Source organism: Brevibacillus sp. 7WMA2, assembly GCF_010748895.1.
In the GTDB taxonomy this organism is placed as follows: domain Bacteria; phylum Bacillota; class Bacilli; order Brevibacillales; family Brevibacillaceae; genus Brevibacillus_B; species Brevibacillus_B halotolerans.
This window is the reverse complement of sequence record NZ_CP048799.1, coordinates 5,091,347-5,106,519: the sequence shown is the minus strand read 5'-3', so window position 1 is coordinate 5,106,519 and position 15,173 is coordinate 5,091,347. Positions and strand designations below refer to the sequence as shown.

Here is a 15,173-nt window from a genome sequence, read left to right as displayed (position 1 = left end):
TTTACCCACCCATCATGCAAAAAAACGCCTCCTTTTCCCAAGAAGGCGTCTAAATCAAAATGCTTGATTGGTCCATCTATTTAAGCTCACCAGCCGATCCAAATCCTTTTCCAATCGTTTAACTGCATATAGCTCCGTCCATTCGTACCGTCGATTATAGTAGGACTCCAGATTACGCATGATCCTCTCAGGATATTGCAAAAAGTATCGTAGCAGCGAAATCTCTTCTGGTCGAAGGGGAAACACTTCACTATACTGTTCAAAAAGATCAGTTGCTGTTTTACTTTCCCCCCCGAGCTGAAAATAATTACGTAGCATTACCGCTACATCACGAATGGGGGTATCGAACACCGTTCGGTCAAAATTTAGTAAACGCACTTTGCCGCTCTCATTCATAACCGTATGACTTGGATCTGGATAACCATGGATGAGCGAGAGTCGAAATTGATTGCTTGTTTCGTGTCGTCTTCGCCAAATTCGTAAATTTTCCAAGGCTTGATTAGCAATGTCAGCAATAAAAGTATGATTTGCTAAAAACGCCACATCAAACGGAGATGCATAATCACGTTCATTAGCGAGATCACGGAACATAGCCAATTGACGAATCCAGCTTTGCCATCTATTAATTAGGGCATCAACGAGCGGCTCCACCTGCTTTGGATCTTCAATTCGGTAATTTTGCGTTAGCTGATGAAACTCCGCCAATCGAACAACTGTGCCCGAAGCCCAGCTGGACAGATTCGCTTTGGAAATTGAGACACTGTCCTCCCATTGGGTTAAATAATAGACCTCTCCCCCTTGCTTTACATATGGCTCATCAATTTTGGTATATAAAAGAGGGATAGCACCATCCCAGCCTCTTTGCTCCAAATGCCTCAATACGCCACCCACATAAAGTAGGCGAGTGGCCGGTGTGGCTGTTTTTTTGCAGGAATAACACCCATTTGGAGTAACCCCTTTGAATACACTTGGAGCTTTAACCAACTCAATTGATTGTACATACATATCGTACTCGTTAAACAAGGGAAAGAGTTGATCGTACTGACTCATGACGATTGCCGTCCCCGCTCTGCTCGCTTCGCCAAGCGTTGCAGATGATAATCCAATTCTCGCTGTCGCATGACTGATTGTTTGACATCCTCTGCTGCTTGTTTATCCTCTTTTGTGCTAGCTTGAAGAACCTTTTCCAACGTTTTCCACAATTCATGCGGATAGGCCATAAAGGAGAGTAGTAAACGAAACTCTTCATAATTCAATGGTTTTACCTCTTCATAACCATCTAGAAAGGCGTCAACCAATGCCGGATCTCCACCATCCAATGCAATCTCCTGTAAAAAGCTTGCTGTATCCTTATGCTGAACAGTGAGAGAGGTTTTATAAAAGCCTCGCAAAAACACTTGATCGTCAACCATTACCCAATTCTTCCGTGATAAGTCCTTATGAGAAGCTGCAAGTACTTCATCTGGTAAGGATACGCTCTGAATCAAGGTAGCACTGCGCTCCATCCGTTCTAAGATTGACGGAAACAAGCTTCCCCATTTATTGCGCTTCTTGGCATTACGATCTCGTTCCCACTGCTTTAAAAATTTTTTTGTCCGATCCAGCCCTTGCTGTGCATGTAATTGTTCTCGTTTCAACAATTCTCCACCAATTTGGAGGGATTGCGCTTGTTGGGCTAAATGCATTTGCGCTGTTATACGACCACATTCCAGCATGTTATCAGTGGTGTAGGCGATAGGTTCTTCTACGCGATGGTGGTCCATCATGCTATAACCCTTTTTATTTGATACTATATAAGGCTTCGAATCTTTGGTACGAATAAATCGTTCTACGTTTTTAACCCCCTGACGCGCCATTTGCTCACGCCATCCGTAAGACCAACGCATATATTCTATACGAGGCCATACCCTTACCTCTTTGGTTCCCCTGTTTGTTTCTATTAAATAGTAATCCACTTTTGGTGTTATTTTGGTCGTTTTCAGTTTATATCGTTTGCAGATGGGGGAAATATCTAATTGTTCCTTTGCCATGCCCTTCTCTCCCCTTATTGCGGAATGTAAAGAATTTGCCCCTCTTCTACCCGATCTGTTGACATTCGATTTGCTTCTTTAATTTTGCTCACGGACATTTCATACCGCTGTGCAATAGAATCTAAGGTATCATTTTTTTGGATAATGCACATTTTCAATTTACTGAATTTTTCTGTGCGATCTTGAACAAATGAAGTTAGATTCCCTAATGCATCTTTACGTGAACTACTGGTATCACGTTTTGCTTTCGTTTGCTCTGAAAGCTCCTCCTCTTGTTTACTCTCCTCACGCAGATTTTTATTTTTCTCATTTCCATGTAAGTGTGAGAGAATATTGGAGAAGTTCATCATTTCATTTTGCTCTTTATGATTGTTTTTTGAGCCAATTGCAACCTTCATTTCTTTTTCCTGTTCAACTTGGGATGCTGTATTTTCCTCTGCCGATTTTGCTTCTTCCTTCTCCAATTGAGCCATGAGCACAGTTGCCTCTTCTTCTGTGCTTAATTCCGTCCTGATAGTAGGCTCTTGTTGCTCCTGATCATAATCTGCTGTATGAACTTTCACCTTATTTTCATCTAGTTCGACATGTACTTTGGCAGTTTCTGTTGCTGTTTCTGTTACTCTTTCTGTTATTGCTTCTTTTTTTGCTGCTGTGGTTATGTCTACCTGATCTTCTTCACTCCCCTCAACTAATTGCACCGTTGATTGAGAGTGATGATTCTCTATCCGTTCTTCATGTTGTTTCGCAACAACTTCTTTTGGTTCTGGAGTTACTTCCGGGTGTTTCGTTGCAGCTTCTTTTGGTTTTGGAGCTACTTCTTGGCGTTTGGCAACGGCTTCTTCTGGCTCTGAAGCTACTTCTTGGCGGTTTTCAGCAACTTCTTTTAGTTCGGCAACTGTCTCTTGGGTTTTTGCAACGGCTTCTTTTGGCTCTGGAGCTATTTCTTGCGGTTTTGCAACCGCTTCTTTTGGCTCTGGAACGGTTTCTTGGCGGTTTTCAGCAACTTCTTTTAGTTCGGCAACCGTCTCTTGGGATTTTGCAACCGCTTCTTTTGGCTCTGGAGCTATTTCTTGCGGTTTTCCAACGGCTTCTTTTGGCTCCGGAACGGTTTCTTGGCGGTTTTCAGCAACTTCTTTTGGTTCGGCAACTGTCTCTTGGGTTTTTGCAACGGCTTCTTTTGGCTCTGGAGCTATTTCTTGCGGTTTTGCAATAGCTTCTTTTGGCTCCGGAACGGTTTCTTGGCGGTTTTCAGCAACTTCTTTTGGTTCGGCAACTGTCTCTTGGGATTTTACAACGGCTTCCTTTAGCTCTGGAGCTATTTCTTGCGGTTTTGCAATAGCTTCTTTTGGCTCTGGAACGGTTTCTTGACGCTTTTCAGCAACTTCTTTTGGTTCGGCAACTGTCTCTTGGGTTTTTGCAACGGCTTCTTTTGGCTCTGGAGCTATTTCTTGCGGTTTTGCAACGGCTTCTTTTGGCTCTGGAACGGTTTCTTGGCGGTTTTCAGCAACTTCTTTTGGTTCGGCAACTGTCTCTTGGGTTTTTGCAACGGCTTCCTTTGGCTCCGGAACGGTTTCTTGGTGTTTTTCAGCAACCTCTTTTGGTTCGGCAACTGTCTCTTGGGTTTTTGCAACGGCTTCTTTTGGCTCTGGAGCTATTTCTTGCGGTTTTGCAATGGCTTCTTTTGGCTCCGGAACGGTTTCTTGGCGTTTTTCAGCAACTTCTTTTGGTTCGGCAACTGTCTCTTGCGGTTTTGCAACGGCTTCTTTTAGCTCTGGAACGGTCTCTTGGTGCCTTGCAACAGCTTCCTTTGGCTCTCTAGATGTTTCCTGATGCTCTGCAATTAATTCAAATGATGCAGATTGCTCAAGGTGAGGTGACTCCTCCTTAAAAGTAACTTCTTCGTAAAAAGATTCTCTCTCCTTCTCCTCTATATCTACTTCTGTTTCAACCTGCTCATGATAGGAGACAGGTTCTACATACACACCATCAGTCATTACCTCCTGATCTTCCACTGACTCATTCACATATTCATTAGGATTAAGCGGCTGATACGAAGCTTGATATAGAGATTTAGCGATATGCTCAGGTTGGTACTGCATGCCAGCAACAGGTTGAGGGACTGGGCCAGGTGGAAATGGAGGTGGTTGATAAAACATTTGTTGTGGTGGTGCATATGGTGGCATCTGGGCAAACGGATATTGTGGTGGCTGCTGTTGATAAAACGGCCCTGCCATCGGCTGAAATGGATTTGGAGGTGGTGGGGCAAAAGGAATAGGGTTCGAGTCTGCACCTAATCCGCGGCCCGGTCCCTGGTGTCCTGATCCCTGCTGGTAAGAATTTGTTTGATAAAACGGCGGTGTACCATACGGCGGTGCATACTGCGGGGGTTCTGGCCTAGAAATTGGGTGAAATCCATGTTCGTAAGGTGATTGCTGTCCTTTGAAATCTGCTTGTAGATTTGAATATGCTTGATAAGGTCCATTGCCTGATTGCTGGATTTCATCGATTTCTTCCCGTTCTGCTTCATCAGCTGCTGTTTCATATGCTTCATATTGTGGATGCTGATAACGAAACCGTGTCGCCGAATCTTGATCCCAGTTATTTTGAGCTATATCTTCTGACTGCATCTGAAAACCCGGAAATGGTTGATATGGCTGGTATTGGTTGGTTTTCTCGAATTGATCAAACGGATTATTTTGATTAATTTGCTCATATTGCTCATATTGCTCGTATTGATGATATTGGTCATTTTGTGCATTATGCTCGTATTGTTGATATTGATCATTTTGCGCACTATGCTCGTATTGTTGATATTGATCATTTTGCGCACTATGTTCGTATTGATGATATTGATCATTTTGCGCACTATGCTCGTATTGTTGATATTGATCATTTTGCGCACTATGCTCGTATTGTTGATATTGATCATTTTGCGCATTAGGTTCGTATTGATGATATTGATCATTTTGCGCACTATGCTCGTATTGATGATATTGATCATTTTGCGCACTATGTTCGTATTGATGATATTGATCATTTTGCGCACTATGCTCGTATTGTTGATATTGATCATTTTGCGCACTATGCTCGTATTGTTGATATTGATCATTTTGCGCATTAGGTTCGTATTGATGATATTGATCATTTTGCGCACTATGTTCGTATTGATGATATTGATCATTTTGCGCATTTTGCTCGTATTGATAATATTGATTATTTTGCCCATATTGCTCGTACTGTTCATTTTGCTGGTACTCTGCATGCGCAATCTCATCTATCAATTCTTGTCCGTCTTCGTTCTGATGTTCCAATTGAGACTCTACTTCTTTCTCTAGAGCGGTCAGCTTTCGTTCTAGATCATCAATAGTGACATGCTGATATCCCTGTTCTTCACTCTCATCGTCAGCTACTTGTATATATTCCCAGGTGTCAGGTGATTTTTGCGATTGCTGCTCAGCACGAATCTCCTGTTCATTCTTTAGCTGGATTCCATCTATTATCAGGTCAGCGGTAATTAGCAATTGTTTAGGGCCTTTTATCTCATAATCAAAACTATCAATAATCCCATGAATATCAGAAACCTCTTTGGTTCTAGAAATAGGAACAGAGATACTTATTGGGATACGATGCATGATCTCCGCCTCTTCATCAGAGAAAAAAACGCTAGCATCTCCTTGTTCCAACTGCAACGGAGTAAATCTCATTGCCGAAACCAAGGTGTCCGTTCCGCCATTTGCATTGGCGTTCTTGGTCGGCACATACTTGCCTCGCAGTTGTAAGGACCCACATATCGTAATCTCATAATCATTTTCCCTTATCTCTAAATCGGGTAATAACTCCAGTTCCCGTAGCTCTTCAATTTCTGGTTTATCTGATGAGAGAAATATAGTCTCTTTCATTTGAAACGATAACAGTCCATCTTGTACAGACACACCTGCTCCTCCTTTCAGCTCCACAAGCATTTCCCTATATCTATATGGACAGAGCAACAAAAATAGAACATAAGAGAATGATTTGGCATAAGGTTACGTCTTAGCTAGTCGGATCAAAAAAAATCCCGCTCTACCTTAATAGGTAAAACGGGACTTCTCATTAAAACGTACAACCAGCCTCTTTTAGATGATCGTACATATTTACTCATGATTACTTAAATAACTCTCTTCTTTTTCGAATGTTTTCGTGATTCTCTGAATAAGTGATGGTAGCCATTCTTGTAAAGGAACGAATAAAAAGCCTGTCTCCTTTGCCTTTTCGTTACTCATGCACCATACTGATTGGGTTATCCCGAACGGAGACATATGTTCATCTGCTGTTTCTGACATAATAATAGCTTGTTTGCCTGTACTATCTTCAATCAGACTGATAAGTCCTTTTAATGTAATACCCCCATGAGAGCAAGCATTAAAGGTCCCTTCCAGCTCCTCTTCAGCAGCCCATAGCAAAAAGCGTGCAGCTTGGTTAGCTGGAATAAACCCAATAGTTGCATCTAGGTTTGGAATCCCGATCGTCCATTGTTTCATCACATGCTCTACGTGAAAATGCAAGCGACGCGTATAATCATCATCCCCCAGAACGATCGGAAAACGAATGGCTGCTACAGGAAAAGGAGCTTCTTGAAAGAACACAGCTTCGGCCAAACGTTTGCCTTCCTTATAGGATGTTTCTTGTCGCGTCACATATTCAACAGGGTAGTGATAAGGATCAAAATCCTCTTCCGTTACAAATCTGTCTGCCTCGTCATAAACAGATAACGTAGATGTAAAAATATAACGGGACACTTTATCGGTAAAAACCTTTATAGCGATCCGAGCATCCTCTGATGAATAGCAAATATTATCAAAAATCATATCGAATTCATAATCCTCAAATGCAGACAGCATGGATTCCTCATCATAACGGTCGACAATAATTCTCTCTACCTGTTTACCAAATGGATCTTCGGTAATCCCTCGGTTTGCAAGGGTAACTTTTATGCCTTTATCCAAAAGCTCCTGAACCAACCTTTTTCCAAAAAAACGAGTTCCCCCTAAAACAAGCGCTGTTTGCACATTATCCCTCCTTATTGTCAAATCCATAGCTATTAAACCAAATGTCAGATTGACTGACCGAAAGCTCAATCGCTTTTTTTATGTACGAAATGGTATTCTGGGGAAGATCATGAATAGAAAACCATGCTAGTTCATCACATTTATGCGGCTCTGCATTATAAATCTCTCCGGACCATTCTGTTGCCGTTACAAAAAAATCGATACGCTCATCATTTGACAAGCGATGCATAATGCCCGTTATCGTTACTTGATCAGGCTTTAAGATGATGCCTGCTTCTTCACGCGCTTCACGAATCGCAGCTTCTATCACCTGCTCACCACCATCAAGGTGACCGGCTACAACACTGTAATTACCATCTTCGTATCCGGTCTGATATCGTCTTAATAGCAAAATGTTGTTATCTTTTCGCAAAAAAATATGTACGGTGACTGGTGCGGTAAATCGCTCTCCTCCCATGTCATTCCTCCCTTGGTGTCCCTTTCTTTTTGTGATAAACCCCCTCGTTTATTATATCATCTTGCTAGGAAAAGTAGGTGAACTTTACTTTTTTCAGCAAGTTTTATGAATACAAAAAAACAGACAGATAAGTTCATCTGTCTGCTTCACAATCTATATTCTTCTTTGAAAACATCTCATCTAGACTAGGGTAGCCATTGCCTTATAGCTTGCTTGAATGGTCTTTTCAATATCTTCATCTGTATGCATAACGGAGACAAACATTCCTTCGAATTGGGAAGGTGGAATCATGATCCCTTCTTGCAGCAACTGTTGGAAGTAACGCGAAAATTTATCTACATCTGCAGTTTTAGCTGTCTCATAGTTGATTACTGAGGTATCTGTAAAGAATAAACATACCATCGAACCAACACGATTTACGGTATGAGGAATTCCTAATTTAGTCGCATTAGCCGCTAAGCCTTCTGCTAGTCGTGCTGAACGAGCATCAAGCTGTTCGTAGACCCCTGGCTTACCAAGCTCCATTAATGTAGCAATACCCGCTGCCATTGCTAATGGATTCCCCGATAAGGTTCCTGCTTGATACACACTTCCCGCTGGAGCTACATGCTGCATAATCTCACGTTTCCCACCGTATGCACCGACTGGCAAACCGCCACCAATGACCTTACCCATCGTGGTTAAATCAGGTGTGATACGATACAAGTCTTGCGCACCGCCGCGAGCTACACGGAAGCCTGTCATTACTTCATCAAAGATCAGTACAGTACCATGTTTTTCCGTAATGCTACGCAGTTCCTCTAGAAAGCCCGGCTGAGGTGGTACTACACCCATGTTTCCGCCAATTGGTTCTACAATAACAGCAGCTAATTCTGAGCCGAATTTTTCAAAGGCAAGGCGTACACTATCGATGTCATTATATGGTACCGTAATCGTATTTACTGCAGTTGTTTCAGGCACACCAGGGCTATCCGGCAGGCCTAAGGTGGCAACACCCGAACCAGCCTTAATCAGTAAACTGTCCGCGTGGCCATGATAACAGCCTTCAAACTTCATAATTTTATCACGCTTTGTGTACCCACGCGCCAAACGAAGCGCACTCATTGTTGCTTCAGTCCCTGAATTTACCATTCTCACAACTTCTACTGAAGGAACAATGTCACACACTAGCTTTGCCATTGTGGTTTCACGTTCTGTAGGTGCCCCAAAGCTAGTACCCAGTAAAGCAGTTTCACTAATCGCCTGCAATACTTTTGGATGAGCATGCCCCAAAATCAAAGGTCCCCAGGAGCCAATATAATCAATATAAGTATGCCCATCAACATCTGTAATACGGGAACCTTCCCCTTTTTCAATATAAATAGGATTGCCCCCTACGCTTTTAAATGCACGCACAGGACTATTAACCCCACCGGGAATGTATTGTACCGCTTCTTTATGTAGTTCGATTGATTTCGTGAATTGTCGAGTCATTCCACTCACCCCATTAGAATCTGTTATCGTGAAACTGGTAGAAAAAACGCTTGTTTGAAGGTGATCAAACAAGCGTTTTCCTGTTATGACAATATGCTCCTTATCAGGAAACAGCGCATGCATTCCATGCTATCGGATATTGTGCGCGATTACTTATCCAATCCCAGTTTTGCCGCCATCTCATTTTCCCATTCATAAATCTCAGGTGTAAAATAGGATACGCGTGTTTTCTTGTATTCCTTCGTAGAGTACAATGTAATACGGTCAGTGATACCTGTTTCATCCTCAATGGCTTGTAGGATTGATTCACACTCTTCCTTATCACGACCATGTACCATCGTAAAGATGCTGTACTTCCAATCTGGATAGGTAGGACGTAAATAGCAATGGCTAACCGCTCGGAAGGAACCCATTTTCATTCCAATTTCCTCTGCTTGTTCAGCTGGTACGTTCCATACACCCATCCCATTTGCACGGAATCCAGCTTTGCGGTGGTTTAGTACCGCAGAGAAACGACGCATTTGGCCACGGTCTACCAATACTTTCGCGTGGTTCAATAATTCCTCTGTTGTCATGCCAGCATTCTTTGCCCATTCATCAAATGGACGCGATACAATTGGCAAATCCTTTTGCAGTTCGATAATCACCTTGATATCTTCATCAGTGATCCCAAGATCAATCGCTGCCTGGCGCATTTCTTCTGTGTAAGTTGGAGCAGATTTTGTATTCGCATCTGCCTCTTTTTTCACATCTAGTTGTACTCCGATTTTAAATAGTTTTAGAGTAGGTAGAATGCGAATCGATTCCACATTAGACAATTCTCCTAGGATTTCAACCGTTTTTTCCAACCCAAAACGACTGTTCGGAGGTAGAGCAATCGTAAACCACAGGTTAAAGTCATGGTTGCGTTTATAGTTATGTGTAATACCCGGATGGGAGTTAAAAATCTTTACAGCCATTTCATCTAATTTATCAGGAGCAATCCGAGCCGCTACAAGACTTGATTTATATCCTAATGCTTTTGTATCACAAATAGCAGAGATTTGACGGATAGAATCACCTTTCATTTTTTCCAGGCGAGCCATTAACTCTTCTTCTGTTGTCCCTAAATTTTTTGCCATAACCTTAAATGGTTCAGGAACCAATGGAATCTCTTTTTGTATGGCATCCAAAATCTCTTTATCTAACGCGTCTAATAAGTCAACCGACATGTTATGAACCTCCTTGTAGCCACTTGGCAACATCTTTAGCATGGTACGTAATGATTAAATCAGCACCTGCGCGTTTGAATCCCGTCATTGTTTCCATAACAACGCCTTGCTCGTCAATCCAGCCATTTGCACTAGCTGCTTTTACCATGGAATACTCTCCACTGATATTGTAAACAACTAACGGCAAATCAAAGCTTTGACGTAAGCGTAAAACCATGTCCATGTAAGCAAGACCTGGTTTTACCATTAAGAAATCGGCCCCTTCCATCACATCGGATTCTGCTTCGCGCAAACCTTCACGCGCATTAGCATAATCCATTTGGTAGGACTTACGGTTACCGAACTTCGGAGCGGATTGAGCTGCTTCACGGAACGGGCCGTAGTATGCAGAAGCATATTTAACCGCATAAGACATAATCGGAATATGTGTAAATCCAGCTTCATCTAAAGCTTCACGAATGGCGGTAACAAATCCATCCATCATATTAGATGGCGCAATGATGTCAGCGCCAGCTTTAGCCTGTGATACAGCAGCTTGGCTTAATAAAACAAGAGACTCATCATTTAGTAGCTCTCCACATTCATGCAAAACACCACAGTGGCCATGATCCGTATATTCGCATAGGCATGTATCTGCAATAACAAGCAACTCAGGGAAAGAGGCTTTTATGTGACGAATTGCTTGCTGTACAATCCCATTATCTGCATAAGCTTCTGTTCCAAGCGCATCCTTATGCTCTGGAACCCCAAACAAAAGAACAGCCTGAATGCCTAGACTAACGATTTCTTCAACTTCTTCATGAAGACGATCCAAGGAAAAATGATAAACACCAGGCATAGAGGAAATTTCATTTTTGATGTTTTCCCCTTCTACTATGAACAGCGGATAGATCAAATCTTCTACTCGCACATGGTTTTCTCGTACAAGGTTACGCATCGCTTGGCTTCGGCGCAAACGACGATGACGGTCAAATTTAATCATGATCTACTTCCCCTTTTACGTGGTAATTAGTGCATTGACTAGTCCTTCAATTGTATATTCACTTGCCATGATATCCACTTGCAAGCCTGCTTGTCTTGCCGTATCCGCTGTAATCGGTCCAATGCAAGCAATCTGTACACCCTGAAGTAATTGGGTAAGATCGTATTCCTTCAGCGCTTCCACAAAGTTTTTGACCGTAGAGGAGCTGGTAAATGTAATGATCTGTATCGCCTTTTCTTCCAACAGGGAAACCGTTTCCCCAATGTTCTGTGCATCTATAACTGTATCATAGGTATCTACTTCCGTCACTTCCATGCCGAGAGTTCTCAGCTCTCGTGGCAATGTTTCGCGCGCTATATCCGCACGTGGAAGCAAGACTTTAGAGCCTGGCTGTAACTCATCCTTAAGGGATTCAACCAAGCCCTCTGCAAGAAACTCACCAGGTAAGACATTTACAGTCAAGCCTCTTTCTTCTAGCATGGAGGCGGTTTTCGGACCAACGGCCGCAATTTTACCAGTTAGGGTACGAATGTCAATCTTTAACTCACGCAAGCGTTTAAAGAAGAATTGAACCCCATTTGGACTAGTAAACATGACCCAGTCAAAAGCTGATAGCTGTTGCAATGCGGTATCCAATTGCGGTAAAGCTTGTGGATCAACCATCTTTATCAGCGGGAATTCATATGCCTCCCCGCCTAATTCATTGATTTGATTCGATAGTTCACTGGCTTGACTTCTAGCACGCGTAACGAGTACACGCTTCCCAAACAACGGCTTTTTCTCAAACCATTGTAATTTTTCACGAAGCGTAACCACTTCACCAACCACAATGATAGAAGGATTTGTTAAGCCTGCCTGCTCACGCTTCTCTACAATGTCCTCTAAGGTACCGACCAAGGTTTCCTGTTCGACTAAAGTCCCCCAACGCACCAAAGCTACCGGTGTTTGTGGAGAGCGACCATTCTTCATTAATTGTTCCGTAATATAGGGGAGATTGCCTACTCCCATGTAAAAGATGATCGTACCAACAGCCGTGGCTAATTTTTCCCAGTTAATGCTTGATTCTGTTTTCTCTGGACGCTCATGTCCTGTCACTATTGCTAACGAGGAATTAAAATCGCGATGGGTCACGGGGATGCCTGCATACGCCGGAGCAGCAATCCCTGAAGTGATCCCTGGTACAATCTCAAATAAAATATCGTGCTTAGCCAATTCTTCAGCTTCTTCTCCAACACGCCCAAAGATAGAAGGGTCCCCGCCTTTTAGACGAGTAACCACTTTCCCTTCTAATGCTTTATCGACTAATACCTGATTGATCTCTTCCTGGGTTAGGGTATGACGATCAGGCAGTTTTCCACAATAGATTAACTCTACGTCCGGTTTTGCATGTGCTAGCAATCGTGGACTTGCCAAGCGATCATACACGATGCAATCAGCCATTTGAATCGTTTCCAAACCACGCACCGTAATTAGCTTAGGGTCACCAGGCCCAGCACCTACTAAGAAAACTTTTCCTTTATTCATTGACGGTTCTCCTCCAATACTTTAGCAAGCACTTCTCGCGCCCCCTGACGGAGCAGCTCTTCTGCCAAATTTTCACCCAATGCTTGAGGATTGTCTCCAGTCAATGTTGCTTTAAACAATTGGCTTCCGTCAGGAGACCCTACCATCCCTGTAATGCTAATGGAAGGCTTTTGATCTGCATCAAGCTGTACTTCTGCATAAGCGCCAATCGGCACTTGACAGCTTCCCTCCATTTTGTGAAGAAAAGCTCGCTCCGCCTTAACCGCATAACGGGTCTCCAGATGATCAAACCGTTGTAAAAGTGACATCATTTCAGCATCATGTGTACGGCACTCAATAGCAAGCGCCCCCTGCCCCACCGCAGGAAGACTGATTTGTGGATCAAGATACTGCGTGATCGTGCCCTTCCACTCCACACGTTTAAGACCGGCAGCAGCCAGAATAATTGCATCAAAATCTTCTTCCTCTAGCTTGCGGATTCGTGTATCAATATTTCCCCGAATCGGTTTAATAATGAGATCAGGTCGGTAATGTAGCAATTGGGAGGAGCGGCGCAAACTGCTCGTTCCCACCACAGCGCCTTGTTTTAGCTCATCAAGCGTCTTACCGTCCTTGGAAATCAGCACATCCCTCGGGTCTTCCCTTTTTGGAATGGCACCGATCGTCAAACCTTCTGGTAAGACAGCAGGCATATCTTTTAAACTATGGACAGCCATATCAGTTTGTTCTTCCAACAGGGATTGTTCAATTTCTTTAACAAACAGACCTTTACCGCCCACTTTGGAAAGTGTAACATCCAGAATGCGATCTCCCTTTGTAACAATCTCTGTGATGCTAAAACTTGATGCAGGGTCTATTTCACGCAAACGAGCCAGCACCCATTTTGTTTGGGTAAGTGCCAGCATGCTTTTACGCGATCCAACTTTCCACTCTTTCATGTCTGCCTCCCTATAATTGCTCTCTTTGTTTCACCTGTTGTAGTAAAGCATCTGCCATCTGCTCTCTTTGCAGGGAAGGCGCCTCTACATATCTATCATCAAGCAACTCTTGAAAGATTTGTTTGCGCACGGTCGCATCTTTAATCTCCTGTAAAACCTTTAAACGCATCTGGGCTAAAAAGTCAACATAGCCCTCATATTCCTGACCAAACTCTCGTTCTAGCCTTCTACGCAATTTACTTGCCAAACTAGGGCTTGCACCTGAGGTAGATACAGAAATCACTAGCCTGCCTCGCTTGACCGTAGAGGGAACGATATAATTGCATAGGTCTGGTCGGTCTGCAATATTTATAAAAGCCTTGGTTCTTTTCGCTTGTTCATATACCGAATAGTTGACATGCCGATGATTGGTCGCAGCTACGATAAAAAAATACGGACTTAAATCCTGTCCCTGATACAGCTCACGTTTCCAATTGATCTTCCCCTGCTCGGTCCATTCAGCTAACAATGGCGTTATCTCAGGAGAAATAATGGTGATTATTGCCCCACATTCCAGTAGAGAACCTACCTTGCGTTGAGCTACTTCTCCACCACCAATAACTGCACAGAGCATTCCCTCCATTTTAACATGAATTGGATAATGCGGATTCATCTGCCCCACCTCTCTACGACCATTGATGAAATTGTGAGTAGGGATCAATCAGCAAAAAATTAAGCAATAAACATACAAATGCAATGATGTTTATCCATGCTGCCACTTTTCCCAACCATTGATTCCGAACCCTTTGATACAACAGCATACTATATAAAATCAGAACGACGATCGACATACACACTTTCGCGTCCATCCAAAATCCATGTGAAAAAATCAATTGTGCCCAAATACTGCCTAAAATGACTGACAACAAAAGTAGCGGCACACCAAAAATGTTTAGTTTAAAAGAAAACGCATCCAATTTCTCCAAACTTGGGAGCCGTTGCCACAGTGGTGTCCATTTTTTTTGCTTCAGCATATGTAGATTCACTAGATACATACCTGAGAATATCATGGACACGGCCAGTAATGCGTAACTAATGATAGCAATTGTCACATGAATAAAAATAAAATCAGAGATAACTCCGCTGTGCTGCGGAGTTGCTGGCTCTGAAAAGAACATGGATAAGGTGAGAACTCCAAACCCGATTACATTAGTAAAAAATAGTAAGAAATCAATGCGAGCTACAGCATGTATGATCAGAGAAAGGGTCACCAATACCCAAGAATAAAAAACTAAGGTTTCAAAAAAGGTAACAACGGGCAAATATGACTTTACGATCATTTGGTAAACAAAAAAGATGGTTTGTAACAACCAGACAATCGAGAGTAGTCCTAGCGCAATTTGCTTCATTCGCCGGTTACTCTGCAAAAAATCATTGAAGTAACAAAGTACACCCGCTGCATAGAGAAAGATGGTCAAGTCATAGAGCCACCTTGCATTTGCCATACACGCTCACCTTTCCCTACTATCTA

The 15,173-nt window shown here is 42.8% G+C and carries 12 protein-coding genes; all 12 read right to left on the bottom strand.

The window, feature by feature from the left end:
• Positions 1-54: 54 nt before the first annotated feature.
• Positions 55-1,050 carry a protein kinase family protein gene (locus GOP56_RS22035; protein ID WP_163246649.1) on the bottom strand — a complete coding sequence of 332 codons (996 nt, stop codon included), beginning with the start codon at positions 1,048-1,050 and terminating at the stop codon, positions 55-57.
• Entirely contained in the window at positions 1,047-2,030 is a 984-nt protein-coding gene (locus GOP56_RS22030; protein WP_003346006.1) for an aminoglycoside phosphotransferase/kinase family protein, read from the bottom strand. The genes GOP56_RS22035 and GOP56_RS22030 overlap by 4 nt, the downstream gene beginning before the upstream one ends.
• Before the next feature lie 14 nt (positions 2,031-2,044).
• Positions 2,045-5,962 carry a LysM peptidoglycan-binding domain-containing protein gene (locus tag GOP56_RS22025; RefSeq protein WP_163246648.1) on the bottom strand — a complete coding sequence of 1,306 codons (3,918 nt, stop codon included), beginning with the start codon at positions 5,960-5,962 and terminating at the stop codon, positions 2,045-2,047.
• Between the two features lie 201 nt (positions 5,963-6,163).
• Entirely contained in the window at positions 6,164-7,078 is a 915-nt protein-coding gene (locus GOP56_RS22020) for an NAD-dependent epimerase/dehydratase family protein (RefSeq protein ID WP_003338852.1), read from the bottom strand.
• A gap of 1 nt (position 7,079) precedes the next feature.
• Positions 7,080-7,535, bottom strand: a complete 456-nt coding sequence (locus GOP56_RS22015; protein ID WP_003334878.1) for an NUDIX hydrolase — start codon at positions 7,533-7,535, stop codon at positions 7,080-7,082.
• Between the two features lie 180 nt (positions 7,536-7,715).
• On the bottom strand, positions 7,716-9,008 hold the full coding sequence (gene hemL / locus GOP56_RS22010) for a glutamate-1-semialdehyde 2,1-aminomutase (RefSeq protein WP_163246647.1): 1,293 nt from the start codon (positions 9,006-9,008) through the stop codon (positions 7,716-7,718).
• A 149-nt stretch (positions 9,009-9,157) separates the two neighbouring features.
• Entirely contained in the window at positions 9,158-10,219 is a 1,062-nt protein-coding gene (locus GOP56_RS22005; RefSeq protein ID WP_096887667.1) for a siroheme decarboxylase subunit alpha, read from the bottom strand.
• Between the two features lies 1 nt (position 10,220).
• Positions 10,221-11,201: a porphobilinogen synthase gene (hemB, locus tag GOP56_RS22000; protein WP_003334881.1), complete on the bottom strand. Its 981-nt coding sequence runs from the start codon at positions 11,199-11,201 to the stop codon at positions 10,221-10,223.
• Positions 11,202-11,216: 15 nt separating this feature from the next.
• Complete coding sequence (gene cobA, locus GOP56_RS21995; RefSeq protein WP_163246646.1) at positions 11,217-12,725, bottom strand: uroporphyrinogen-III C-methyltransferase; 1,509 nt, start codon at positions 12,723-12,725, stop codon at positions 11,217-11,219.
• Positions 12,722-13,663: a hydroxymethylbilane synthase gene (gene hemC / locus GOP56_RS21990; RefSeq protein WP_163246645.1), complete on the bottom strand. Its 942-nt coding sequence runs from the start codon at positions 13,661-13,663 to the stop codon at positions 12,722-12,724. The genes cobA and hemC overlap by 4 nt, the downstream gene beginning before the upstream one ends.
• Positions 13,664-13,673: 10 nt before the next feature.
• On the bottom strand, positions 13,674-14,315 hold the full coding sequence (locus GOP56_RS21985; RefSeq protein WP_003338856.1) for a precorrin-2 dehydrogenase/sirohydrochlorin ferrochelatase family protein: 642 nt from the start codon (positions 14,313-14,315) through the stop codon (positions 13,674-13,676).
• 13 nt (positions 14,316-14,328) lie between these two features.
• Entirely contained in the window at positions 14,329-15,147 is an 819-nt protein-coding gene (locus tag GOP56_RS21980; RefSeq protein ID WP_003334885.1) for a cytochrome C assembly family protein, read from the bottom strand.
• Positions 15,148-15,173 lie beyond the last annotated feature (26 nt).

Bases quoted from the DNA above. Each gene is read 5' to 3' on its own strand.
- GOP56_RS22035 (WP_163246649.1), bottom strand. From the start codon at position 1,050: ATGAGTCAGTACGATCAACTCTTTCCCTTGTTTAACGAGTACGATATG.
- GOP56_RS22030 (WP_003346006.1), bottom strand. From the start codon at position 2,030: ATGGCAAAGGAACAATTAGATATTTCCCCCATCTGCAAACGATATAAA.
- GOP56_RS22015 (WP_003334878.1), bottom strand. From the start codon at position 7,535: ATGGGAGGAGAGCGATTTACCGCACCAGTCACCGTACATATTTTTTTG.
- hemL (WP_163246647.1), bottom strand. From the start codon at position 9,008: ATGACTCGACAATTCACGAAATCAATCGAACTACATAAAGAAGCGGTA.
- GOP56_RS22005 (WP_096887667.1), bottom strand. From the start codon at position 10,219: ATGTCGGTTGACTTATTAGACGCGTTAGATAAAGAGATTTTGGATGCC.
- hemB (WP_003334881.1), bottom strand. From the start codon at position 11,201: ATGATTAAATTTGACCGTCATCGTCGTTTGCGCCGAAGCCAAGCGATG.
- cobA (WP_163246646.1), bottom strand. From the start codon at position 12,725: ATGAATAAAGGAAAAGTTTTCTTAGTAGGTGCTGGGCCTGGTGACCCT.
- hemC (WP_163246645.1), bottom strand. From the start codon at position 13,663: ATGAAAGAGTGGAAAGTTGGATCGCGTAAAAGCATGCTGGCACTTACC.
- GOP56_RS21985 (WP_003338856.1), bottom strand. From the start codon at position 14,315: ATGAATCCGCATTATCCAATTCATGTTAAAATGGAGGGAATGCTCTGT.
- GOP56_RS21980 (WP_003334885.1), bottom strand. From the start codon at position 15,147: ATGGCAAATGCAAGGTGGCTCTATGACTTGACCATCTTTCTCTATGCA.